The sequence below is a fragment of the Sphingobium sp. TomMM35A genome (assembly GCF_054771735.1).
On sequence record NZ_BSRC01000001.1, the window covers coordinates 1,540,136 to 1,563,177 of the forward strand.

19 protein-coding genes and 1 tRNA gene are annotated in these 23,042 nt (G+C 62.8%); 8 read left to right on the plus strand and 12 right to left on the minus strand.

Annotated elements, in window-relative coordinates; genetic code table 11:
- Positions 1-34 precede the first annotated feature (34 nt).
- Positions 35-1,024, plus strand: coding sequence for an LLM class flavin-dependent oxidoreductase (locus ACYU8T_RS07635; RefSeq protein WP_461159004.1), 990 nt, complete (start codon positions 35-37; stop codon positions 1,022-1,024).
- Here the strand turns inward: ACYU8T_RS07635 and ACYU8T_RS07640 are convergent.
- Positions 1,017-2,108, minus strand: coding sequence for an acyltransferase family protein (locus ACYU8T_RS07640; protein WP_461159005.1), 1,092 nt, complete (start codon positions 2,106-2,108; stop codon positions 1,017-1,019). The genes ACYU8T_RS07635 and ACYU8T_RS07640 overlap by 8 nt on opposite strands.
- A 227-nt stretch (positions 2,109-2,335) precedes the next feature.
- On the opposite strand from ACYU8T_RS07640, the gene ACYU8T_RS07645 reads away from it, so the two are divergent.
- Positions 2,336-3,988, plus strand: a complete 1,653-nt coding sequence (locus ACYU8T_RS07645; RefSeq protein ID WP_461159006.1) for an ATP-binding protein — start codon at positions 2,336-2,338, stop codon at positions 3,986-3,988.
- Positions 3,989-3,991: 3 nt separating this feature from the next.
- Here the strand turns inward: ACYU8T_RS07645 and ACYU8T_RS07650 are convergent, their stop codons facing one another.
- The 5 genes from ACYU8T_RS07650 to ACYU8T_RS07670 form a co-directional block, all read right to left on the minus strand.
- Positions 3,992-5,443, minus strand: a complete 1,452-nt coding sequence (locus ACYU8T_RS07650) for an MATE family efflux transporter (RefSeq protein WP_461159007.1) — start codon at positions 5,441-5,443, stop codon at positions 3,992-3,994.
- 40 nt (positions 5,444-5,483) lie between these two features.
- A complete protein-coding gene (locus ACYU8T_RS07655; RefSeq protein ID WP_461159008.1) occupies positions 5,484-8,183 on the minus strand; it encodes a valine--tRNA ligase in 2,700 nt (899 codons plus the stop codon).
- Positions 8,184-8,291: 108 nt separating this feature from the next.
- The gene (locus ACYU8T_RS07660) at positions 8,292-8,768 is read right to left on the minus strand and encodes a DUF2497 domain-containing protein (protein WP_461159009.1); all 477 of its coding nucleotides are present in this window, start codon (positions 8,766-8,768) and stop codon (positions 8,292-8,294) included.
- Positions 8,769-8,785: 17 nt separating this feature from the next.
- A complete protein-coding gene (locus ACYU8T_RS07665) occupies positions 8,786-10,255 on the minus strand; it encodes a TolC family outer membrane protein (protein WP_201514660.1) in 1,470 nt (489 codons plus the stop codon).
- Positions 10,256-10,271: 16 nt separating this feature from the next.
- On the minus strand, positions 10,272-10,904 hold the full coding sequence (locus ACYU8T_RS07670) for a protein-L-isoaspartate O-methyltransferase family protein (protein WP_461159010.1): 633 nt from the start codon (positions 10,902-10,904) through the stop codon (positions 10,272-10,274).
- A gap of 189 nt (positions 10,905-11,093) precedes the next feature.
- On the opposite strand from ACYU8T_RS07670, the gene ACYU8T_RS07675 reads away from it, so the two are divergent.
- Positions 11,094-11,167, plus strand: a tRNA-Cys gene (locus ACYU8T_RS07675).
- A gap of 17 nt (positions 11,168-11,184) precedes the next feature.
- On the opposite strand, the gene ACYU8T_RS07680 is transcribed toward ACYU8T_RS07675, so the two are convergent.
- Complete coding sequence (locus tag ACYU8T_RS07680; RefSeq protein ID WP_247230718.1) at positions 11,185-11,976, minus strand: sulfite exporter TauE/SafE family protein; 792 nt, start codon at positions 11,974-11,976, stop codon at positions 11,185-11,187.
- A 165-nt stretch (positions 11,977-12,141) separates the two neighbouring features.
- On the opposite strand from ACYU8T_RS07680, the gene ACYU8T_RS07685 reads away from it, so the two are divergent.
- Positions 12,142-12,816, plus strand: a complete 675-nt coding sequence (locus tag ACYU8T_RS07685) for a glutathione S-transferase N-terminal domain-containing protein (protein WP_461159011.1) — start codon at positions 12,142-12,144, stop codon at positions 12,814-12,816.
- Between the two features lie 81 nt (positions 12,817-12,897).
- Here ACYU8T_RS07685 and ndk read toward each other — a convergent pair whose 3' ends face one another.
- The 3 genes from ndk to ACYU8T_RS07700 all read right to left on the minus strand — a co-directional run bounded on the left by ndk (position 12,898) and on the right by ACYU8T_RS07700 (position 15,294).
- Positions 12,898-13,320, minus strand: coding sequence for a nucleoside-diphosphate kinase (ndk, locus tag ACYU8T_RS07690; protein ID WP_037461517.1), 423 nt, complete (start codon positions 13,318-13,320; stop codon positions 12,898-12,900).
- Between the two features lie 91 nt (positions 13,321-13,411).
- Positions 13,412-13,849, minus strand: coding sequence for a DNA polymerase III subunit chi (locus ACYU8T_RS07695; RefSeq protein ID WP_461159012.1), 438 nt, complete (start codon positions 13,847-13,849; stop codon positions 13,412-13,414).
- Positions 13,849-15,294 (minus strand): leucyl aminopeptidase, encoded by a 1,446-nt coding sequence (locus ACYU8T_RS07700; protein WP_461159013.1) that lies wholly within the window; start codon positions 15,292-15,294, stop codon positions 13,849-13,851. The genes ACYU8T_RS07695 and ACYU8T_RS07700 overlap by 1 nt, the downstream gene beginning before the upstream one ends.
- Positions 15,295-15,520: 226 nt before the next feature.
- On the opposite strand from ACYU8T_RS07700, the gene ACYU8T_RS07705 reads away from it, so the two are divergent.
- The 4 genes from ACYU8T_RS07705 (at position 15,521) to rsmA (ending at position 21,081) form a co-directional block, all read left to right on the plus strand.
- Entirely contained in the window at positions 15,521-17,755 is a 2,235-nt protein-coding gene (locus ACYU8T_RS07705) for an LPS-assembly protein LptD (RefSeq protein WP_461159776.1), read from the plus strand.
- Between the two features lie 87 nt (positions 17,756-17,842).
- The gene (locus tag ACYU8T_RS07710; protein ID WP_247230708.1) at positions 17,843-19,231 is read left to right on the plus strand and encodes a peptidylprolyl isomerase; all 1,389 of its coding nucleotides are present in this window, start codon (positions 17,843-17,845) and stop codon (positions 19,229-19,231) included.
- Positions 19,209-20,246 carry a 4-hydroxythreonine-4-phosphate dehydrogenase PdxA gene (gene pdxA / locus ACYU8T_RS07715; protein WP_097092854.1) on the plus strand — a complete coding sequence of 346 codons (1,038 nt, stop codon included), beginning with the start codon at positions 19,209-19,211 and terminating at the stop codon, positions 20,244-20,246. Before ACYU8T_RS07710 ends, pdxA begins: the two co-directional genes overlap by 23 nt.
- Positions 20,236-21,081 carry a 16S rRNA (adenine(1518)-N(6)/adenine(1519)-N(6))-dimethyltransferase RsmA gene (gene rsmA / locus ACYU8T_RS07720; RefSeq protein ID WP_097092037.1) on the plus strand — a complete coding sequence of 282 codons (846 nt, stop codon included), beginning with the start codon at positions 20,236-20,238 and terminating at the stop codon, positions 21,079-21,081. Before pdxA ends, rsmA begins: the two co-directional genes overlap by 11 nt.
- Positions 21,082-21,167: 86 nt before the next feature.
- Here rsmA and ACYU8T_RS07725 read toward each other — a convergent pair whose 3' ends face one another.
- A complete protein-coding gene (locus ACYU8T_RS07725) occupies positions 21,168-21,689 on the minus strand; it encodes a tetratricopeptide repeat protein (protein ID WP_097092855.1) in 522 nt (173 codons plus the stop codon).
- Positions 21,690-21,766: 77 nt separating this feature from the next.
- Positions 21,767-22,942 carry an RsmB/NOP family class I SAM-dependent RNA methyltransferase gene (locus ACYU8T_RS07730; protein WP_461159014.1) on the minus strand — a complete coding sequence of 392 codons (1,176 nt, stop codon included), beginning with the start codon at positions 22,940-22,942 and terminating at the stop codon, positions 21,767-21,769.
- Between the last annotated feature and the right edge of the window lie 100 nt (positions 22,943-23,042).

Here is a 23,042-nt window from a genome sequence, read left to right on the forward strand (position 1 = left end):
GAAATAAAACGGATCAGCGCCCCATATGCAGGCGATGATCCGTTTTTCCGTTCTGGACCTTGTCCCCGTCATTGAAGGAAGCAGCGTTGGCGAGGCTCTCTCCAACGCAGCCGCTTTTGCCGCACACGCCGAAAATCTCGGCTTTCATCGCTATTGGGTGGCCGAACATCATGGCATGCCCGGCATCGCCTCTGCTGCAACCTCGGTTGTGCTGGCCCATATCGGACAGGCGACATCCACGATCCGCATAGGCTCCGGCGGTATCATGCTGCCCAACCATGCGCCTTTGCTGATAGCCGAGCAGTTCGGCACGCTTGCGGCCCTTTTCCCCGGCCGCGTCGATCTTGGACTGGGCCGCGCGCCGGGGTCCGACCAGCGGGTGGCTCAAGCCGTGCGGCGCACACTTACCGGCGGTCCGGATGAGTTCCCCCGCGACGTGATGGAATTGCAGGCCTATTTCGCGGGCGACGCACGGCTTGGTTTTCAAGCGACGCCGGGCGCCGGCGAAAATGTGCCGCTCTGGATCCTGGGCTCCAGCCTGTATGGCGCTCAACTCGCTGCCGCGCTGGGCCTGCCCTACGCCTTCGCTTCTCATTTCGCTCCTGGGGCACTTGATGAAGCGATCGCTGTTTACCGGCGGGACTTCAGGCCCTCGGCCCAACTCGACCGTCCCTATGTGATGGCAGGCTATAATGTCTTCGCAGCCGACAGCATGGAAGAGGCGCGGCTGCTCGCCACGTCCATGCAGCAGGCGTTCGTGCGTCTGCGCACGGGCCAGCCTGGCAAGCTGCAACCGCCTGTGCCCGGCTATTTTGAAAGCCTGCCGCCCGGTGCGCAGGCCATGTTGTCGGACGTCCTCAGCGCGACGACGATCGGGACGCAGGACAAGGTGGAGCAGGATCTCGCCGCCTTCATCGATCGTACCGGCGTGGACGAGTTGATCCTTGGCGGCCAAATCTATGATTTTGAAGCACGCAAACGCAGCCTGGAGATCGCCATGGCCGCCGCCAAGGCAATCAACTGAGTGCTGGCGCCCCTTGCAACCGCCCGCCGCTCAACAGCTTGGCAAGACCCGGCCAGGCCCGGCTGAGCAGCGAGCCCAGCAACAGCACGGCCACCAGCACCAAGAGCGGCTGGATCAACAGGTAAGCCGGATAGAATGGCGATCCAAGCTTTCCGAACAATGCGCCCAGCACGGGGCCGCCCAGCCAGATCAGGATGAGATGTGAGCAGAAGATGAGGAAGGCGAACGGCTCAACCCTCAACAATATGCCACGTAGAGGGCTCGCAGCCAGCGCCCAGGACAGCCGCCAGAAGCAGGTAGCGGCCGCGACACGCACCGCCAGGTCGAGCATCGCAACGCCGATGGCGGCTCCCTGGACGGGTTTCAGGGAGAAATGAAGCTGCACCGTCATGAGGAGGAGAAAGGGCGTCGCCGCCGCGATCCAACCTAGTGCAGCCACCCGTTCGGCAAGGCCCGCACGACGCGCGATCATACCGATGACGAAGAAGAACAGGATTGCTGGGCGCATCAGGATCGGCGGCCCCCAGCCCGCAATCTGAGCGACCGCAGCCAACATCGCCACGCCCATCAACAAGCGGCTAGGAAGGCGGATCAGCAGCGGCGCGAAGACCATGCACAGGAACAGGTCCCGCAGGAAAGGCATCTGCACATTGATGTCGGGATTGCGGCTGACGATGAACAGTTCCTGGAACAGCCAGTCGAACGAAACCGGCACGGGAGCCGACAGCCCGAGAGACCAAGCCGCGCCGGACACCAGCAGGATGCCCAGGCCATTCCACAAGATCATCGGTAGCAGGATCGTTCGCGACTTTTGCAGGACATGGCGAAACCAGTTCTGCGTTCGGGATGATCCGCCCACCAACCAGCCCGAAATGACGCCCAGCAACGGCACGGCGCTGCGGCCGAATATCTCCATCAGCAGCCACCGGAGATTTTCCTGTGGCGTACCCCGGGCAATCTCCAGATCATGCCCGTTCAGGCCCGTCCAGGCATGAACATAGACCACACCCAATATGCAAATCACGCGCGCTATGGCAATCGCATCGGATCGACGCCCCGCGTCGGCCGTCATCAACTGGGTCAAAGGCAAATCCTGAACATACGGCAGTTGCGAACCCGATACGCATAGCCAACGATTCGGACCAGAGCGGAAGGCATCCGCTCACGGCAGAAGGTGGCGATAGCGGGGCCGAAGGGTAGCAAAGACCGCTTATCAAGCCTTTCGGATAAGCCATTTCTTTACCTCTCCATGGCTAAAACGACGCACCAAATTCCGGCCGCTTGCGCCGGGCACAGATTTCAGGGGGGCGTATGAGCCACATGCCAGGAGCTGCCGAATTCACGCATGGCCATACGCAGCCTACGTCTGCTGCTGCTATCGGAGCGGTGTTCCAGATCGCCGGTTCCAGTTCCAAGGTGCTGATCGACGCAGCTTCCATGGCAGCGCTGGCGCATGACCATGATCCTTGCACGGCGATGGCGGGGCAGGTCGGCAGTCAGGTCAAGATGCGCGTAGGCAATGCATGGTTGATCGCCAGCGTACGCTCGATGACGCTCGACCGGCAGGACAATGGCCTCATCATCGCCGATATCGACTTCCTTGGAGAAGGGGATGAGGACGATGTCACCGGGCAGATCCACCATTTCCGCCGTGGCGTAACCCGATATCCGGCGCCAGGCACGGAAATATTCGCCGTCTCGAGCGCCGACATGCAGCAGATCTACGCCGCTGATGATCGGCCACATGTGCAGATCGGCACGGTCTATCCCACCACCGACACGCGCGCCGCGCTGTATGTAGACTCCATGCTGGGCAAGCATTTCGCGCTGCTGGGATCGACCGGCACCGGCAAATCGACAAGCGCCGCCCTCATCCTCCACAGGATTTGCGACCTGTCGCCCGAAGGCCATATCGTGATGGTCGACCCGCACGGCGAATATGGCGCAGCCTTTGCCCAGAATGGCGCGGTATTCGACGTTGGCAATCTTGCGCTGCCCTATTGGCTGATGAACTTCGAGGAGCATTGCGAGGTGTTCGTCACCTCGCAGGGGTCTGACCGCACGGTCGATTGCGACATCCTGGCCAAATGCCTGCTCGCCGCGCGGCAGAAGAACCGGTTGGCGGAAAGCCTTGGCCGCTTGACGGTAGACTCGCCCATTCCCTATCTTCTGTCCGATCTCACCAACATTCTGCAGAACGAGATGGGGAAGCTCGACAAGGGCACGGGCGCCCTCCCCTATATGCGGCTCAAAACCAAGGTCGAGGAGATCAAGGCAGACCCGCGATACAGCTTCATGTTCTCCGGAATGCTCGTCGCGGACACGATGCAGGAATTTCTGGCGAAGATCTTTCGTCTGCCATCCGGCGGAAAACCCATCTCGATCATCGACGTATCCGCCATGCCTTCCGACATCACATCCGTGGTCGTGTCGGTGCTGTCGCGGCTGGTGTTCGACTATGCGATCTGGGCGCGTGACGAGGCCCAGAGGCCTATACTCCTAGTTTGTGAAGAGGCGCACCGCTACATTCCCAGCACCACGACGGGTAACGGCCAGGCAGTCCGCCGCATCCTGGAACGCATCGCAAAGGAAGGCCGCAAATATGGCGTGTCGCTAGGCCTTATCACGCAGCGTCCCTCCGACCTTGCCGAAGGCGTGCTGTCGCAATGCGGCACGATCATCTCCATGCGCCTCAACAATGATCGAGATCAGGCATTTGTGAGGGCCGCAATGCCCGAAGGCGCGCGCGGCTTCCTCGATTCCATCCCGGCCTTGCGCAATCGGGAAGCAATCATATGCGGCGAAGGCGTCGCCGTGCCGATCCGCGTTGCGCTCGACAATCTGGAAGAAGAACGGCGCCCTGCGTCGGGCGACCCGAGCTTCACAAGCCTGTGGCGCCAGTCTGGTGGTGAAGCCGACATCCTCGATCGAACAATTACACGCTGGCGCAGCCAGGGCCGCTGATCGTCAACCGGCAGGTGCGAACCGACCTGCAGGCTCACTCTCGGCATTGACGCTTTCCCGGCATTCTTCCTCATGCACCGGGACGAGCAGCTTCGCCTTGCGCCAGCCGCCAAGCAGATAAGTGATTCCGGCGATCAGGAAAGACGATCCCGAACTCACCGGGAAACTCAACCATAATGCATCAGCACCCAAATAGGGGTAGGCGAAGTAATAGAAGCCAAGCCTGACACCAAAAAGCGTGATGACGAGAATGATCAGCGGCCTCACGACCACGCCATTGGCCCGCATGACGCCGAACAGGATCATCGTGGCTCCAAACAGGAGAAAGCTCCAAGTCGCCAGCAGCTGCATGTTCCAGGCGGCATCGATGGCCGCCCTATTGTCGCCGAGGAAGAGCGACAGCAAGGGTGCATGGAACAGCAGGATGATGCCGATCATCGCGCCTGTAATCAGCAGCAGATAGCCAAGGCCATAAGCCGTGATCCGGCCAATCCTGTCCCAGCGGTTAGCACCGATGTTCTGCGCCGCCATTGCGCTGACTGCTGCGCCCATCGCCATCGCTGGCATCTGCAAATAGGTCCATATCTGCTGCGCCGCGCCATAGGCGGCCGTCACGATAAAACCTTCGCGATTGACGAGGCCGATGATCATCAGGCCGACCGCCGACATGACGATCATCTGCAAACCCATGGGCAGTCCCTTGCCCAGCAGGATGCACAACTGGTCCGGAGCGGGCACCAGATAGCCAAGCTCCCGTCCCCGCAGCCGGAGCGGCAAATCCTTGACATAGACATAGACGACCAGGCCCAGAAGGCTGACGATCCCCGCCACCGCGGTCGCCGCAGCCGATCCGCCGATCCCCATCGCCGGAATTGGTCCCAGCCCCAGAATGAACAGCGGATTGAGCACCAGATCGATGACCACGCTCACGAACATGAAGATGAGAGGGGTGCGCGCGTCCCCAGCCCCCCTTAACCCCATCATCATCATGACGCTGATCAGCGTTGCCGGCATGGCGATGAAAATCACGCGGAGATAGACCAGCGCCATGTCGAACGCTTCTACCGGCGTTCCCAACAAGCGCAGCATCGCGGGCGAGAAAGCCCACCCAGCCGCAGCCACGACAATGCCCAATATGGTGCAGAAACCAGTAGCCGAGCCGAACGACCGGCGTGCGGCATCCATGTCACCGCGCCCCGCCGCTTGCGCAATCACCACCGTGGACGCCATGCCGAAGCCAAACACGATGGAAAACATCAGGAACATCGTGATGTTTGCATTGGCCGTGGCGGCAAGAGCCTGCGCACCCAGAAACCGGCCAACCCAGATGGCGTTGATCGATCCGTTCAGCGACTGGAGCACATTGGACGCCAGGGTAGGTATGGCGAACAACAGCAAAGACGACGCGATAGGTCCGTTTACCAGGTCTCTCGCTTCGCGCTTTCCTGCCGCCATTCTCCCCCCCCTCCCATGATGTCGCCACATCAGTAACAGATCAGGCGAGGCGATCCAGCGCAGCCGCCAGCCTTTCCGCTTCTGCGGCTTTTTCCGCATGATCCTCCCGCGCTTTCGCAACGGCTTCGGGCTTCGCCTTTTCCACGAAGCTCGGATTGGCAAGACGCCCCGACAGCGAATCCCGTTCCTTTTCCGCTGCGGCCAATGCCTTGGCGAGGCGTGACTTTTCCGCTTCGATGTCGATCACGCCTTCCAGCGGCAGGATGAATGTCGCTTCGTCAACGACAATCTGCGCCGCGCCGCCGGTGACGGCATCGCCGAACGACAGGCTTTCGACGCGCCCCAGCCGGGCCAGCGCAGCGCCCTGCCTGTCGATGCGGCGGCGCGTCTCATCCGATGCATCGTGAACGACCACAGCCAGCTTGGCGCCCGGTGGTACGTTCAACTCGGTGCGCGCGGTGCGCATCGCGCTGATCAGGCGGATCAGCCAGTCGATCTCCGCCTGCGCCTCGTTGTCGACGGCATAGAGCGCCTGCGGCCAACGAGCGACGATCAGTTCGGTCTCGCGCGTGCCTGTGAGGTTCCACAGCTCTTCCGTGATGAAGGGCATGAAGGGATGCAGCATGACCAGGATCTGGTCGAATGCCCAGCCCGCGACAGCCTTCGTCTCCGCATCCATCGATCCCTTGGTGAGTTCGATATACCAGTCGCAAAACTGGTCCCACACGAAGTGATAGATGGCGTTCGCCGCGGCATCGAAGCGCAGCTCATTCATCGCGGTATCGATCGCTTGGACCGTCGCCACGGTTTCGGCGATGATCCACCGATTGACAGGCGCTTGCGGCTGGGGCGCCTCATGTGAGGCCGATGCCGTGACGCCGTTGGACTGGAGGAAACGCGCTGCGTTCCACAACTTCGTCGCGAAGTTGCGATAGCCCTCGACCCGCTTCTCGTCCATCTTCACGTCGCGGCCCTGGCTTTCCATGGCTGCCATGAAGAAGCGAAGCGCGTCCGCGCCGAACTTGTCGATCAAGCCGAGCGGATCGACGACATTGCCCTTGGACTTGGACATTTTCTGCCCGTCCGCCGCGCGCACCAGTCCGTGAAGGTAGAGCTTGCGCCACGGCACATCGCCCATGAACTCCATTCCCTGCATTGCCATGCGCGCATCCCAGAAGAACAGGATGTCAAACCCGGAAATGAGCAGGTCGTTTGGATAATGGCGGGCCAGCGTCTCGCTCTGCTCAGGCCAGCCCAGCGTGCCGAACGGCCAAAGCGCCGAGGAGAACCATGTATCCAGCACGTCGGGATCGCGGGTCAGCGCCTTGTTGCCGGCGAGGGCCTGCGCCTCCTCTTCGCTCTCGGCGACATAGGGATTGCCATCCTCATCATACCAGGCCGGGATTTGATGCCCCCACCAAAGCTGGCGCGAGACGCACCAGGGCTGGATATTCTCCATCCAGTTGAAGAAGGTTTTTTCCCAGGTTTTGGGCACGATCTCGACCCGCCCGTCGCGCACAGCCTGCATCGGCGCTTGCGCCAGCTTTTCGGCATCGACATACCATTGGTCGGTCAACCAAGGTTCGATCACTACGCCCGACCGGTCGCCGAACGGCGTCTGGATGGTGCGCGGCTCAGCGTCGGAAAGGATTTCCTCGCCTTCCTTGTTCTTGGAAACATGCGGGACCAGCAGGCCCAGCGCCTTCATTTCAGCGACGACCAATTCGCGCGCGCCATCCACCCCATCGCGGCGGAAGCGATGCAGGCCAAGGAACCGCTCCGGGATCAGGCCATCCGCCGTCTGCACGACATTGGCGTCGGCATCGAACATGTTGAGCATCTCGGCCGCACGGAAGCCCGCCCGCTTGCCCACCTCAAAGTCGTTGAAATCATGCCCCGGCGTGATCTTGACCGCGCCCGATCCCAGTTCCGGATCGGCATGCTCATCGCCCACGATCTTGAAGCGGCGCCCGGTAATCGGCTGGAGGATATCCCTGCCGATCACGTCCTTGTAGCGCGGGTCGTCGGGATGCACCGCGACCGCCATATCCGCCAGCATCGTCTCAGGCCGCGTCGTCGCGACGACGATATGATCCGCGCCATCGGCGAGCTTCACGCCGTCAGCCAGCGGATAGCGGAAATGCCAGAAGCCGCCCTTCACTTCCTGCGTCTCGACCTCAAGGTCCGAGATTGCCGAACGAAAGCGCGGGTCCCAGTTTACCAACCGCTTGTCGCGGTACAGCAGCCCGCGCTTGTGCAGTTCCACGAACACCTTGACGACAGCCTTCGAAAAGCCCTCATCCATGGTGAAGCGCTCATTGGCCCAGTCCATCGAGCAGCCCAGGCGTCGAAGCTGGCGGGTGATCGCCCCGCCGCTCTCGGCCTTCCACTCCCAGACCTTGTCGATGAACTGCTCGCGCGTGTAATTGGTGCGCTTGTCCTGCCGCGCCTCCATCTGCCGCTCGACCACCATCTGGGTTGCGATGCCCGCATGATCGGTGCCCACGACCCACAGTGCATCCTTGCCCCGCAACCGCTCGTAGCGGATGACGATGTCCTGCAACGTATTGTCGAGCGCATGGCCGATGTGCAGGCTACCTGTCACGTTCGGCGGCGGGTTGACGATGGTAAAGGGCTCGGCGGTAGGCCGCTCGGGGCGGAACAGCCCCTTCTGCTCCCAATGGGCATACCAGTGGGATTCGATTTCAGCGGGGTCGAAGGTCTTGGGCAGTTCGGTCATGGGATGGCGCCTTAATGCCCCTTCCCCGACCATTCCAGCGCTTTTACCAGATCGCCCCAGCCAGCGCCGGAGCGAACGCGGTGATGAGGAAGCAGCGGTGCTTCCGGTTCAGCGGCCCGTGATCCGCGCGATTTCCTTCGCCACCATTTCCTCAACCAGCGCCGGGAGGCGGGCGTCCAGCCATTCCTTCAGCATCGGCTTCAGCATCGACCGCACCAGGCCATCCAGCGTATTGTCTTCTCCGTCCTTCGGCGTCACCAACATGGACGACAGGGTCGAGAGGGAATGGCGCGCCGCCACCTCGCTTTCAACGGACAGGATGGAATTGTCATCCCCAGCCAGTTCGACTCGCGGGGCGTCAGCAGTCTTGTGGGCAGGCATCGGCTCCTCCGCTCCAAGCTCGTCAGTCAATTCCAGCACTTCTTCGACAGCCGGGTCGGCGGTTTGGGCGGCCTGCTTGGATGACGTGTCGGACTTGCCACGGCGCGACACCGCCTGCGCGGCCTCCTCGCCTTCCTCCGCAATGATGCGCTTGATGGACGAGAGGATGTCCTCCATCGAGGGTTCCTTGCTCATGTCACCCATCAAAAGCCCCTGTTAACCTAAGGTTGCTGCGCCAACCCAGCAGGCACATTGGCATTTTGTGCAGGCGTGTCAACGGTTCTAGTCGCTTGGGAACGGGGCGCGGGGTCGAAATCCCAATCGAACCACTTGCCCTTGACCCGCTCATAATTAACCATGGGGTTGTAGAGCGCGCCGGTTTCCAGGTTCAGGTCATCCGCTTCCGCATGCCCCATCGCTGCGAGCAGGCTGAAGCCTGCCACATAAGCGTTGCGGCGCGCCGACACGAGCTGGACCCGGGCATTGAGCGCTTCCTGTTCGGCATTCAATATGTCCAGGATGGTCCGGCTGCCCACCGAATTTTCCGCCCGCACGCCCTCCAGTGACAGGTTGGCTGCTTCCACCGCCTTCTGGTTGGACTCGATGCTCTGCACTGAAGCCTGCCAGCTTGCATAAGCGGATCGGGTCTGCGCGATGACGTTCCGCTCCACCTCGATCTCTTGCTCGATCGACTGAGATTGCAGCGCCTGGCTTTGCCGCACCTGTGCTCCGGGGCGGCCGCCCTGATAGAGAGGAAGACGCAAGGTCGCGCCCGCTACTGCCTGTTTGTTGACCTGCGATACATCAGGCTGCCCTTGGACACTGCTCAACGATCCCAGATAATGCGTGTAGCTGCCCTGCGCAAAGCCTGAGAGTGTCGGAAGCACAGCCGCCTTCGCCACCCGCACGTCATATCCGGCCGCTTCGCGTGCCTTACGCGCGGCGGCGAGATCAGGATTGTCGGCCAGCGCTACCTGCACCGCTGTCTCGGGTGCATTGGGAAGACCGGGGAGCGGCGGCGGCGGCTCCAGATTGTCCGGAACAGCACCCACCAGCGCTATGTAATTTTCGCGGCTGTTGATCAGGTTAGCTTGCGCCGTCTGCAAATCGGCCCTTGCCAACGCCAGCCGCGATTCCGATTGGGCGACGTCCGTCCGCGTAAGGTCGCCCACCTCGAACCGATCGCTTGTCGCCTGCAGATTGACGCCGAGCGCGCTTACATTGGCAAGGTTGAGCGAAACGATGGCGCTGTCGCGGATGACATTCATATAAGCACCGACGACCTGCGAAAAGATCGATGCTTCCGTTCCGCGCAGATTGGCTTGTCCAGCCTGCACACGAACCTTGGCCGCCTTCACCCCGTTCCGAACCGCCCCACCCTGATAGATCGGCACGTTGATAGTCGCTGTGCCGGCGAGCGATCGGTCAGGCGCAAGAAAAGCCTGGGCAGGCTTGACCAGCAGTTCCTGGAATTCGGCAGTCGTGGCGAGGTCAGGCCGTCCATCCGCTTTTCGGATCGGCACATTCTCATCGGTCGCGCGCTGCTGCGCCCGCGCCCCGGTGAGCGTCGGATTATATTGGTATGCCTTCGCCAACGCGCCCTGCAGCGTCTCGGCCTGTGCACTGCCAGCATTCAGGAGCAGCAGACCCGTGGCAGCGGAGCACCGAAGAATCACCTGCTTTGCGGTCATGACGCCCCCAGGCCGGTTAAAAGACAAATCGCTCCGGCGCAGCAAAACCGGGCAGAACTACCATCTCTAGGTCGGTCAGGCTGACAAGACCCAGGACGCCCGATACCACGCGGCCGCTGCACAAGCGCGTGACACCGCGCTCAACCAGACCTGTCACGACGCGCGCGCCATCGGCTAGTTGCGCGATCAGCGCAGTGGGCACTTCCTGCACCGCCCCGTCGATGAACAGGATGTCGTACGGCGCACCGTCGGGCGCTCCCGCTGCCAGCGGACCACGGATGATGGTAGCGCTCTCCGCCGCCAATTGCGGACCATCTTCAGCCTCTACCGCTGTCACCTTCGCACCCAGCGCAGCAAGCAGCGCTGCGCTATATCCCGTCGCAGCGCCGATCAGAAGGACGCGGTCGCCCTGCTCCACCTGTGCTTCCTTCAGCAAACGGCCGGTGGCGAGCGGCGGATTGAGGGCGCGCCCATTAGCTAGGGGGATCGATCGGTCGACATAAGCCATCGCGCGTCGTTCCGAAGGCACGAAGTCTTCCCGTGGCACACGGGCCATTGCGGCAATCACGCGCTGATCATCGACATCGCTGGTGCGAAGCTGGCTTTCGACCATTGCGGCCCGCATCGATGAAAAATTCTGCTCGGTCACGATACTACCTCGATTGGCACAACTGTATTGGTATGGCAATACAGCGCTGACATTATCGGGACCTCTAGATCACGGGACAAGCCACGCCAAGCGGCTTTCAGCGCGCGGAGATGATAATCTTGGTCTCGGCGTTCACCCGCCCGCTTGACTTTGGATTAAAAGCCGCACATTTGCGGCCACCCACGCCGAGGCCCGATGGCGGAGTGGTTACGCAGAGGACTGCAAATCCTTGCACGCCGGTTCGATTCCGGCTCGGGCCTCCAAAGCGCTCAGCTTTTGCTCAGGCGATGAGTCGCCAGCCCACCAGGACCAGGATGATTGCCAACAGCGGCTGAAGCACGCGATCCGACGCGCGCGTGGCAAGCAATGACCCGATGATGATGCCGGGGATCGATCCGATCAGCAGGTTGAAGAGCAGCGTGCCGTTCACATTGCCGATCCACAAATGGCCCAGCCCCGCTGCCAGGGTAAGCGGCACGGCATGGACGATGTCCGTCGCCACCAATCGCTGCAGCCGCATGCGAAGGGGATAAAGCGCGAGAAGCAACGTCGCGCCGATCGCTCCGGCACCGACCGATGTCAGTGTCACCATTGCACCCAGCAGCGCGCCCGCGGCGACGGTCAGCGCGGGCTGCCAGCGCATGAAGCGGTCCGCCGTACCGACGCGACGGGCCAGCGCCCAGCGGTGAAAACGCCCACGCAGCAGGGTCGCTATCGCCGTCGCGATCAGCACCCCGCCCAAGGCGTTCGTGACGATACCGCTCTTGATCTGCTGAACATGGGTCTGGGAAAGGATGAGCAGCGTTATGAGCGCGGCGGGAAGGCTGCCGAAACAAAGGCGCTTCACCACTTCATAATCGGGCCCGCCATCCGGTCCGCCATGACGGTGATGGATCGCGCCGCCCACCGATTTGGTTATCGCCGCAAACCAGAGGTCGGTGCCCACCGCCGTGGCAGGAGCGACGCCGAACAGCAGGATGAGGATCGGCGCCATCAGCGATCCTCCGCCGACGCCAGTCATGCCGACCATGATTCCCACGAACAGGCCCGCTACACCATGCAGCCAGTCCATAATCCCCCTACTCCCGCACTCAACTCGCCGTCGCGCCATACGACGACGCCCATGATGCAGCCAAGCCCCGCCCGTGGGATTTTCTACCAATAATATAGAAAGTGAGTCAGATGCGCCGCCCGGTAGCTCTCGACTTCCCTTCCTTCGCCCGTCTAAAGAAGGGCGATGATGAAGCTATTCATAGGCAATAAGGCATATTCCAGTTGGTCCCTGCGCGGCTGGCTCGCCTGTAAGCTCAGCGGATTGCCGTTCGAGGAAGTCGTGGTTCCGCTTTATGACGAAGCTTGGGAAAAACGGCGCGAGGGCGACGAATTCGCTCCCTCCTCGGGCAAGGTCCCCATTTTGTGGGACGGCGACGACACGGTCGTCTGGGATAGCATGGCGATCATCGAATATCTGAACGAGAAAACGGGCGGAGACAAATTCTGGCCGACGGATACCGCCGCTCGCGCGATGGCCCGGTCGATGGCGGCGGAGATGCATTCCAGCTTTGCCGCGCTGCGCCGCGAGCACAGCATGAACATACGCCAGATCTATGACGCCGTTCAGCCCTCTGAAGCAGTCGCGCAGGATATTGCGCGCATCATGCAGCTGTGGGCGCAAGCGCGCGCCCGCTATGGCGGCACGGCCGATTTTCTCTTCGGTGAATTCAGCGCCGCGGACGTGATGTTCGCGCCGGTCGTCACGCGCTTCATCACCTATCAACTGCCGGTCGCTCGCTTCGCCGAAGCCTATATGCAGGCGGTTATCGCACATCCCTGGATGCAGGAATGGATCGGTGGCGCGCAGGCGGAAGAATGGGTGATCGACCGATTCGAAGCGCCGCCGCTCTCAAACTGACCGCCCGTCGCCAAGCTCAGTCCAAAGAAAAGGGCCGGTAAGCACTCGCTCCCGGCCCTTTTTCATAAATGATCTGGCAGATCAGCCGACGATTTCTTCCGGCTTGAAGAAATAGGCGATCTCGATCGCAGCATTTTCCTCGCTGTCCGAACCATGGACAGAGTTCGCTTCGATCGACTCGGCATATTCCTTGCGGATCGTGCCTTCGTCGGCGTTAGCCGGATTGGTGGCGCCCATGATGTCGCGGTTGCGCTTCACGGCGTCCTCGCCTTCCAGAACCTGGACAACGACCGGGCCGGAAATCATGAAGGCGACCAGATCGGCGAAGAAAGGGCGTTCCTTGTGAACGGCATAGAAGCCCTCGGCCTGCTCGCGGCTCATGCGGATGCGCTTGGATGCGACGACGCGCAGGCCCGCTTCTTCCAGCTTCTTGGTCACGGCACCGGTCAGGTTGCGGCGCGTGGCGTCAGGCTTGATGATCGAAAAGGTGCGGGTTACGGCCATGAGGCTCAAAAGCTCCGGATGGTTGGAATTGGCGCGCCCTTTAGACCGCGCCGCCCCGCACCGCAAGGGGGCGTCGACGAGCCCTTCCTGCCTAGGGTCCTTGCACCCATTTCCCCTGCTCCTGCCGCCAGAAGCGAGGCGTCACCCCTTCCCGCTTCGACAAAGCACGCCAGCTTTGCCGCGCGCCTTCAACAGTCAGCGAATCGAAGAAGTAGAAGGCGCGCTCGAACTCCAACGCTTCTTCACGCCAGAGCCCATCGGCAATCGCGATATGCCGGGCGCCATTGGCGGCGCTGCAATCCTGACCTAAGAGAATGGGCTGAACGGCCTCCGCCCCCTCTCCTGCCCGGCCGTGGGCCAGAAAGCTTTCAGGCGGACCGTTCCACAGGCCCGCCGAGATTCGGCCCAGCACCGCCTCATCCTGCGCAACTACCAGCAGCCGTTCACCAAGGCCGAGCACGCGTGCCGCTATGGCAGGCAGCACCCGGTCCACCGGATCGCGGCTGAGCTGGTAGAAATCGACCTGCATCAGCCTTCGTACTTGTCCGCCACCAGTTGGTCGATCAGGCGCACGCCATAGCCGGTCGCGCCCTTGTCCCAGGTGGCCCCCGGCTTGTCGGCCCAGACCATGCCAGCAATGTCCAGATGCGCCCACTTCACCCCATCATCGACGAAGCGCTTGATGAATTGAGCCGCCGTGATCGAACCGGCATAGCGCGCGCCCATATTCTTCATGTCGGCGATCGGGCTGTCGATCAGCTTGTTGTAAGCATCGCCAAGCGGGAAGCGCCACAACTGGTCGCCCGCCGCCTTGCCCGCAGCGATCAGGTCTTCCGCCAGTCCTTCATCATTGGCGAACAACCCCGCATATTGATCGCCAAGTGCGACGATCATCGCGCCGGTCAGCGTCGCGAGATCGATGATGACCTCAGGCGCATAGGTCTTCTGTGCCCAGGTGATGACGTCGCACAGCACCAGGCGGCCTTCCGCATCGGTGTTGATGACCTCGACCGTCTGCCCGGACATGGAGGTGACGATGTCGCCGGGCCGCTGGGCATTGCCGTCAGGCATATTTTCCACAAGGCCGCATATGCCGACGACGCGCGCCTTCGCCTTGCGCCCCGCCAGCGCCTTCATTGCGCCCGCGACTGCGCCAGCGCCGCCCATATCCCATTTCATGTCTTCCATGCCCGCGCCGGGCTTCAATGAAATGCCGCCAGTGTCGAACGTAACGCCCTTGCCCACGAACACGACAGGCTTGCCGCCCGCGCCATTCGTGCCATCCCACTCCATCGCGAGCAGACGCGGTTCACGCACCGACCCCTGCGCCACGCCGAGCAGCGCACCCATGCCGAGTTCCGCCATCGCGGCCTTGTCGAGCACGCTGATCTTGACGCCCAATTGCTCCAGATGGCGGCAGCGTTCGACGAAGCTTTCCGGATAGAGGATATTGGCGGGCTCGGACACGAGTTCGCGGGCGAAGGCCACGCCGTCGGCAATCGCCGAAAGCCGCTGCCACTCCGCATCCGCGCCGTCCGCGACGATCGACAATTTCGTCAATGTCGGCTTCGCCTTTTCCGGCTGCCGTGTGCGGTAGGTGTCAATCCGCCAGCCCCGCAGCAGGGCGCCCAATGCGAAATGAGCGGCCTTGTCGCCACTTGCGCCGCCGAAGAACTCCACCGCCGCATGGCTCGCGCCGCTTGTGAGCAGGCGCGCCGTCAACGCGGCTCCCGCGCGTTCGAAGTCGGTCTCGCTTCCGCCGCCAGTGCCCACCAGAACGATACGCAGCACCTTGCTGCCTTCTTCGGCGAAACTTTCAAAGCTGCCGCCTGCCTCACCAGTGAAGCGCGCCGCCGCCGCGCCCGCCGCCAAAGTCGCTGCCGCAGAGATCGGCAACGCATCGAAGCCGCCCTTGGGAACGGCAAAGACCAGGGTGTCGGCGTCCGGACGCACCGGGGCGAATGCGATTTCCATCAAGGGTCCTTCTATGTGCTTTGTGATCGTGGGGCGCTACCAAGCGCTCCATGCCAGATAATGTCGCTTCCTCCATCTGGCAAAGCCGTTCGACCGATTTCCCGTAAAAGAAGCGTGACGAAAGATTGCGGCGCGCGCAAAGCAGTGCGATAGGCGGGCAACGAAGCGCCCCTGAAGAGGCACGATCCCCTTGCAGAATTTCTCCCATACCTTGCGTCTGAAACATATGCTGGCGGCAAGCGCGGCCACGGCCTGCCTGGCTGTGATCCCTCATGCTCTCGCGCAGGACCTGCAAACTCCGCAGGCGACCGTCAGCGCGCCGGATGCCCCCGTGCCAACCAGCGACGAACAGATCGGCTTTTCCGCCGACGCGCTTGAATATGACAGCAATACGGAGATTGTGACAGCCAGCGGCAATGTGCAATTGCTGCGGCAGGGCAACCGGCTGCGCGCGGACACCGTGGTGTGGAACCGCACGACCGGCCAGGTGGAAGCGCGCGGCAATGTCTCGGCGACCGATCCCGAAGGCAACATCGCTTACGGCGATCGCTTTCAGGTCACCGACACGTTGAAGGACGGAACCGTCGAGAATATGCTGCTCGTCCTCCAGTCAGGCGGCAGGCTTGCGGCCGTGCAGGGCGTTCGGGTGAACGGCGTCTACACGCTGCACAAGGCCGCTTATACCGGTTGCAGCGTGGAGGACAGCGATGGCTGTCCCAAGGAACCCACCTGGCAGATCAAGGCGGTGAAGGTCGTATATGACCCGGTCGCCGCGCGGGTGCGATATCGTAATGCCAGCGTGGAAATATTCGGCCTCCCGCTCATTCCCCTGCCAGGCTTTTCGCACCCCGTCGGCGGCACGGGAGGCACGGGGCTGCTGGTGCCGAACCTCCGCTATGACGGGAACAATGGCATCGAAGTCGCCCTGCCCTATTATATAAAACTGGCGCCGAACCGCGATCTGACGATCACGCCGCATATCTATTCCAAGACGCTGCCGATGCTGGAGGCGAATTTCCGCCACCGCTGGGACCGGGGCGCTTATCAGATCACCGGCTACGCGACCCACGCGCGGCGCATCGACGCCAGTAGTTCCCTTCCCACGGCGACGGGCCCTGTCGGATCCGAAAGGGACTTCCGCGGCTATCTGGATGCCAGCGGCGCCATGCAGCTGACGCCGGAATGGAGCGTAAACGGATCGCTTCGCGTGGCAAGCGACCGCACCTTCCTCCGCCGCTATGACATCAGCCGCGACGACCGGCTGCGTTCGACCCTCGGCGCACAACGCATCGGCGAGAACAGCTATTTCTCGATTGCTGGCTGGGCCGTCCAGACCTTGCGCCTTGGCGATTCTCAAGGGCAGACGCCGATCGCCCTGCCCGTCATCGACTACCGCCTGCGCCTTCTCGATCCGCTGCTTGGCGGCCGCATTCAGCTTCAGGCGAACAGCCTTTCCATTACCCGCACGCATGGCGAGGATACCCAGCGCGCCTTTGCCGCCTTCGAATGGAACCTGCGCAAGCTGACGGGCATGGGCCAGGAGGTGAATTTCACCACCTATCTGCGCGGCGACGTGCACCACAGCAGCGACAATGACCTGAACAGCATTGCGCGCTATGCCGGCGATCCAGGCTGGCAGGCACGCGGCATCGCAGCCGCTGCGATCGATGTCCGCTGGCCCTTCATGGGCGAAGCCTTTGGCGGCGTGCAGCGTATCGCTCCCCGCGTGCAGATCGTCGCCGCGCCGAAGCTGGCGAACCTGTCCGTCCCCAACGAAGATGCGCGCGCCATCGACCTGGAAGACAGCAACCTGTTCGCGCTCAACCGCTTCGCCGGATACGACCGGTTCGAAGATTCGACCCGCATCACCTATGGGCTGGAATACAGCCTTTCGCTCCCCGGCTTTTCATTGGAAAGCGTGGTCGGCCAAAGCTATCGACTCAACAATCGCGAAAGCATCCTGCCCGACGGCACCGGCCTTTCCGACCGCATGTCCGATATCGTCGGCCGCACCACCGTCCGCTTCCGCGATTTCGTCAGCCTCATCCATCGCTTTCGCCTGGATAAGGACGGGTTGGCCGTCCGCCGCAACGAAATCGATGCCACCGTGGGGAGCCGCAAGACCTACGCGATGGTCGGCTATCTCCGGCTCAACCGCAACGCCGCGCCGGGCCTTGAGGATCTTCAGGACCGTGAGGAGTTGCGCTTTGGCGGGCGCGTGCAGTTCGCGCGCTTCTGGTCCGTGTTCGGCTCCACGGTCGTCAACCTGACCGACAGAAAGGAAGATCCGCTGAGCGCGTCCGACGGCTACGAACCCGTCCGCCATCGCCTCGGCGTCGCCTATGAGGACGACTGTCTGACGCTCGGGCTGACCTGGCGGCGGGATTATCTGGCCGCTGGCGACGCGCGAAAGGGCAACAGCTTCCAACTACGGCTGGCTTTTCGGAATATCGGCATATAAGGATCAGCCTCCGCCCCTGCCGCTCAGGACCGGTTAAGGCGGACCGTCGCATCAGGCGACGGACCGTAATGGAGAGTTTTCCCGACGATGCAGCCTGTCGTTCCCATGCCTTCCCGCCTTGGACAATCCCTTCGGGCCAGCGCGCGCGCCCTGCTCCTGTCCTCGATCCTCATGGGGTCGTTCGCCAACACCCTCACTGCGCAAACCGTCAATGACGATGATAGCGGCGTCGCAGCACAACAGTTGAACCTGCCCAAGGACGTGACCGTCTTTGGCAAGAATGACCCCAACGTCCGCAAGGCGACGGCCATCGTCAACGGCCGCATCATTACCGGCACGGACGTAGACCAGCGTCTTGCCCTCATCATCGCCGCCAACGGTGGCAAGGTTTCGCCCGAGGAGCGGGAGCGTCTGCGGGTACAGGTGCTGCGCAACCTGATCGACGAAACGCTTCAGATTCAGGAAGCGGCCGCCCACGACATCAGGATCGACAAGGCGGAGGTCGACCAGAGCTATGAAAGGGTCGCGGCCAATTTCCGCCAGTCACCCGCCCAGTTCGACCAATATCTGCGGGCTCAGGGCAGCGCGCCCGCCAGCATCAGGCGCCAGATCGAAGGCGAACTGGCATGGAGCCGCCTGCTCCGCCGCAACATCCAGCCTTTCGTCAATGTCTCGGCCGATGAGGTGAAATCCGTCGTCGATCGCATGAACGCGGCCAAGGGCAGCGACGAATATCGGATCGGTGAGATCTACCTGTCCGCGACACCGGAAAATCAGGCCCAGATCGTCTCCAACGCCCGCAACATCATCGAACAGATCAAGCAGGGCGGCAGCTTCGCCGCCTATGCGCGGCAATTTTCGGAGGCATCGACCGCAGCAGTCGGTGGCGACCTTGGCTGGGTCCGCCCCGCGCAGCTGCCCGACGAACTCGCCAAGGCTGCCAATGAAATGCAGGTGGGGCAGCTTGCCGGGCCGATCCCCGTTCCCGGCGGCGTCTCCGTTATCTATGTCATGGACAAGCGCAAGGTGCTGACCGCAGATCCGCGCGATTCCCTGCTCAGCCTCAAGCAGCTGTCGATCAGTTTCCCCGCAGGCACCACCAAGGAGCAAGCCAGCGCCCGGGCCGCGAGCTTCGCCGCGCAGACCAAGGCGCTCAAAGGATGTGGCCAGGCCAATGAACTGGGCGGCAAGATCGGTGCCGATGTCGTCGACAATGACAATGTGAAGGTCCGTGACCTTCCCCCGCAGTTGCAGGACATCCTTCTTGGCCTGCAGGTCGGTGAAGCCACGCCGCCCTTCGGTTCGGTCAACGATGGCGTGCGCGTGCTGGTCGTCTGCGGCCGCGACGAAGCAAGCGGCGCCGCAGCGCCGAATGCGGAACAGATCATGGCACAGTTGGAGGAAGAACGGGTCAACAAGCGCGCCCGCATCTATCTGCGTGACCTTCGCCGCGATGCCGTCATCGACTATAACTGATCCAGCCCCGGCTCGTCCGGAGCTTGCGCCCTTTGCCGTACCGCTGGGCGACCCGGCGGGCATAGGTCCTGAAATCGTCGCAAAAAGCTGGGTGATGCGCAAAGCACGCGGATTGCCCAGCTTCTTTGCGGTGGGCGATGCCGCTTCCTTGCGCCGGGTCTGGGCTGGCCCTGTCGCCCCCATCGCTACGCCTCAGGAAGCCGTGGCACTGTTTGACTCCGCTCTGCCGTGCCTCCAGGTCGCTGACGCTGGCGACATCGTGCCAGGCTCCCCCAGCGTCGATGGCGCGCGCACCGCATTCCAGGCGCTGGAGGCGGCCGTGGGTCTCGCCCGCACCGGATCCGCCGCCGGGATCGTCACCGCTCCGGTCGGCAAGGAACAGCTTTACGGCGTCGGCTTCACCCATCCCGGCCAGACCGAATTTGTTGCGGAACGCTGTGGCGTGGCGCCCCACAATGCCGTGATGATGCTCGCCGGGCCGTCGCTGAAGGTCGTGCCCGTCACCATCCACATTCCGCTTGCCGACGTGCCTTCCGTCCTCACGATCGACCTGATCCGCGCCCGCGCGACCACCACGGTCAAGGGGCTGCAACGCAACTTCGGCATTCCCCGCCCCCGCATTGTCGTCGCTGGCCTTAACCCCCATGCTGGCGAAGGTGGGGCGCTAGGCCGGGAAGAAATAGAGATCATTAGCCCCGCAATCGACTCCCTTCGTGAGGAAGGCATGGATATAGTCGGCCCCCTCTCCGCCGACGGCCTTTTCCATGCGCGTGCCCGTGAGACCTACGATGCGGTGCTGTGCATGTATCATGACCAGGCGCTGATCCCGCTCAAGACGCTGCATTTCGACGAGGGCGTCAACATCACGCTGGGTCTCCCGATCGTGCGCACCTCCCCCGATCATGGAACGGCCTTCGGCATCGCAGGGAAGGACAACGCAAACCCCGGCGCAATGATGGCTGCGCTGAAGATGGCGGCGGAAGCGGCCCGGTCGCGACTTTCCCATGGCCTCTGACCCACGGCCGGTCCTGCCGCCGCTGCGCGAAGTCATCGCCGCGCACGGCCTGCAAGCGAGCAAGGCGCTCGGGCAGAATTTCCTGCTCGACGAACAGCTGCTCGACCGCATTGCTGCCATTCCAGGCCCGTTAAAGGATCAACCGGCGTTCGAAGTCGGTCCAGGCCCCGGCGGCCTCACCCGCGCGATTCTGCGGGCAGGCGCGCGGCTGGTGGCGGTGGAGCGCGACGATCGATGCCTCCCTGCGCTCGCCGAACTGTCGGACAGCTTTCCTGGGCAATTACGGATCATTTCCGGCGATGCCATGCAGGTGGATGCACAGGCCGAAGCTGGCGCTGGCGCGCACATCATCGCGAACCTCCCCTATAATGTCGGCACGGCACTGCTGGTCGGCTGGCTTTCGGCGACTTGGGAGCCCCTCCCCTGGTGGTCATCACTTACGCTCATGTTCCAGATGGAGGTGGCCGAACGCATCGTCGCGAAGCCGGGTGGCGACCATTATGGCCGCTTGGCCGTTCTGTCGCAGTGGCGTAGCGAGGCCCGCATCGCCATGAAGGTCCACCGCAGCGCCTTCACGCCGCCGCCCAAGGTCATGTCCGCCGTCGTTCACATCACCCCCAAGCCCTCGCCGGAGGGCGTGGAGTTGAAGCAACTCGAGCGCCTCACCGCCGCCGCATTCGGCCAACGCCGCAAGATGCTCCGCCAAAGCCTGAAGAGCGTGCCCGGCGCGCTGGATGCGCTTGGACAGATCGGCATAGACTCACAAAGACGCGCCGAAACTGTGAGCGTCGAGGAGTTCGTGGCTCTAGCCCGTCTGATGAGCGAGCGATCCTAGAGCTTCGTTTTTCTCGAACTCAACGAACATGGAGGCCAAATGAGGTGAGCGGCTTACCTAAAGACGCTCAAACCGGCCTAAAAACCTCAAGGTGTCTCCGTCTCGGGAGCCTTCGGCACTACCGTCACGCCTTCCTTCGCGCTTAGCACGGTCGCGGGCGGCCCCTTCTGGATCGCCGCAGCAAGCTTGCCAACGGCCGCACAATCGCTCTTGCATGCACTTTGCGCCTGGGCGAGATTTTCCCTGGCCTTGGCGATGGCACCCTTTTCGACCATTGCCTCGCCCTGACCGACCAAGGCATTAACATCATTTGGATCGAGCAGCAGCGCTTCGCGATAAAGCCGGATCGCCTTGCCCTGAAGGCCCTGCGCACGCGCCACTTCGGCCATTTCGATATAGGCAGAGCGATTGCGCGGATCGACGGCCAGCGCCGTTTCCAGCGCATCATTCGCCGCCGCGTAATTCCCCGCCTGGCGCGCCGCGACGCCCGCCTGCTGCCATTCGACCGACAAGGGCGATATCTGCGCGTCCGGCCGCTGTGTCAGCCCCGCGCTCGACACGGTGGTCAACAGAACGGCCAAGGCGATCGAAGCAGGGGTAAAACGCATGCACAACTCCAGCCATGTTTCAGGCAATGATTCCACCCGAGTGTCGTCATTTTGGCCAGGCTTGTCCATCGCCTCTTTCATGCAACAGCGCGCAGCCCGGCGAAATAGAAACCATCCGTCGCATCATGTCCGGGCGTCAACAGCCGCCCCTGCCCATGGGCTCGCCCCGCCCCCATCGACACCTCTTCGGCCGCCCACCCGTCGTGACGATCAAGGAACGCCTGAACTTGCCCGGCGCCTTCCCGATCGGTGAGCGCGCATGTAGCATAGACAAGCACCCCTCCCGGAGCGACGAGCGGCGCGGCGAAGTCCAATATTCGCGCCTGCTCTCCAACCAGCCGGTCCAGTCGCGCAGGCGTTAACCGCCAGCGCGCCTCAGGATTGCGCCGCCACGTTCCCGTGCCGGAACATGGCGCGTCGACAAGCACCACGTCGGCGCGCCCGCCCAGGCTCTCCAGCGCACGCTCCTCATGACCCTGATCGAGCAGCAGCGTTTCGATGAAGGTCGCCCCCGCCCGTTCCGCCCGTGGGTTTAGCCGGGCAAGGCGGGAACGGATCGTATCCGCCGCGATCAGCCTTCCTTGCCCCTGCATCGCTGCAGCAAGGGCCAGCGTCTTACCCCCCGCCCCGGCACACAGATCGATGACAGTCATGCCCGGTGCGACCCCGCACACTGCAGAGATCAGCTGGCTTCCAGCATCTTGCACCTCGACAAGACCCTGCTTCCACGCCTCACTCTGCTCGACCGGCCAGCCCTCGGGCAGCCGCAGCGCATCGGGAAGTCCCTCGACCGGCTCCGCGTCAGGAAAAAGCGGCGCAACCTCTGCCGCCGTGGCTTTCAGGCGATTGGCCCGCAAGTCGACAGGCGCGCGGCCGAGCAGTTTTTCCTGCTCAACCGGAGGTGCGAACAATGGCTTGAGCCACCCCGGCACAACGCCAGCCTCGGCCCCCTGCTCATCGCTGCTGATCGGCGCGGGCGCATGTGCCGATCCGTCGAACAGAGCCGCAAGCTCCGGCCGCTCCCGCGCCAGCCCAACCATCGCCGCCCGCCCATTGTCCGGCCGCTCAGCCACCCGCCTTACCGCGTCATAGACATGATCGCGCACCGCCCGCCGATCGCGCGACCCAGCATAACGCCGTTCTTTAAAATAGCGCGCGATCAACGTGTCCGCCGCCGGTCCGCCATCGCGCGCAGACGCAATGATAGTGTCCAGCAATTCGATCGCAGCCTGAACACGCGCAGCAGGTGTCATATCATACTCCCCCCTCCCGCAAGCGGGAGGGCCTCGGGGGTGGGCTTGCCGCACCAGCGGCACTTTCAAAGACTCGACCGAAGCTGGCTACGCTTTCACC

Coding starts and splice junctions, on each gene's coding strand:
- ACYU8T_RS07660 (WP_461159009.1), bottom strand. CDS start 8,768: ATGGGTGACATGAGCAAGGAACCCTCGATGGAGGACATCCTCTCGTCC.
- ACYU8T_RS07725 (WP_097092855.1), bottom strand. CDS start 21,689: ATGCGTTTTACCCCTGCTTCGATCGCCTTGGCCGTTCTGTTGACCACC.
- ACYU8T_RS07635 (WP_461159004.1), top strand. CDS start 35: ATGATCCGTTTTTCCGTTCTGGACCTTGTCCCCGTCATTGAAGGAAGC.
- ACYU8T_RS07705 (WP_461159776.1), top strand. CDS start 15,521: ATGCTGGCGGCAAGCGCGGCCACGGCCTGCCTGGCTGTGATCCCTCAT.
- ACYU8T_RS07685 (WP_461159011.1), top strand. CDS start 12,142: ATGATGAAGCTATTCATAGGCAATAAGGCATATTCCAGTTGGTCCCTG.
- ACYU8T_RS07730 (WP_461159014.1), bottom strand. CDS start 22,942: ATGACACCTGCTGCGCGTGTTCAGGCTGCGATCGAATTGCTGGACACT.
- ACYU8T_RS07655 (WP_461159008.1), bottom strand. CDS start 8,183: ATGACCGAACTGCCCAAGACCTTCGACCCCGCTGAAATCGAATCCCAC.
- ACYU8T_RS07645 (WP_461159006.1), top strand. CDS start 2,336: ATGAGCCACATGCCAGGAGCTGCCGAATTCACGCATGGCCATACGCAG.
- rsmA (WP_097092037.1), top strand. CDS start 20,236: ATGGCCTCTGACCCACGGCCGGTCCTGCCGCCGCTGCGCGAAGTCATC.
- ACYU8T_RS07665 (WP_201514660.1), bottom strand. CDS start 10,255: ATGACCGCAAAGCAGGTGATTCTTCGGTGCTCCGCTGCCACGGGTCTG.
- ACYU8T_RS07650 (WP_461159007.1), bottom strand. CDS start 5,443: ATGGCGGCAGGAAAGCGCGAAGCGAGAGACCTGGTAAACGGACCTATC.
- ACYU8T_RS07700 (WP_461159013.1), bottom strand. CDS start 15,294: ATGGAAATCGCATTCGCCCCGGTGCGTCCGGACGCCGACACCCTGGTC.
- ACYU8T_RS07680 (WP_247230718.1), bottom strand. CDS start 11,976: ATGGACTGGCTGCATGGTGTAGCGGGCCTGTTCGTGGGAATCATGGTC.
- ACYU8T_RS07710 (WP_247230708.1), top strand. CDS start 17,843: ATGCAGCCTGTCGTTCCCATGCCTTCCCGCCTTGGACAATCCCTTCGG.
- ACYU8T_RS07695 (WP_461159012.1), bottom strand. CDS start 13,849: ATGCAGGTCGATTTCTACCAGCTCAGCCGCGATCCGGTGGACCGGGTG.
- ndk (WP_037461517.1), bottom strand. CDS start 13,320: ATGGCCGTAACCCGCACCTTTTCGATCATCAAGCCTGACGCCACGCGC.
- pdxA (WP_097092854.1), top strand. CDS start 19,209: ATGCCGTCATCGACTATAACTGATCCAGCCCCGGCTCGTCCGGAGCTT.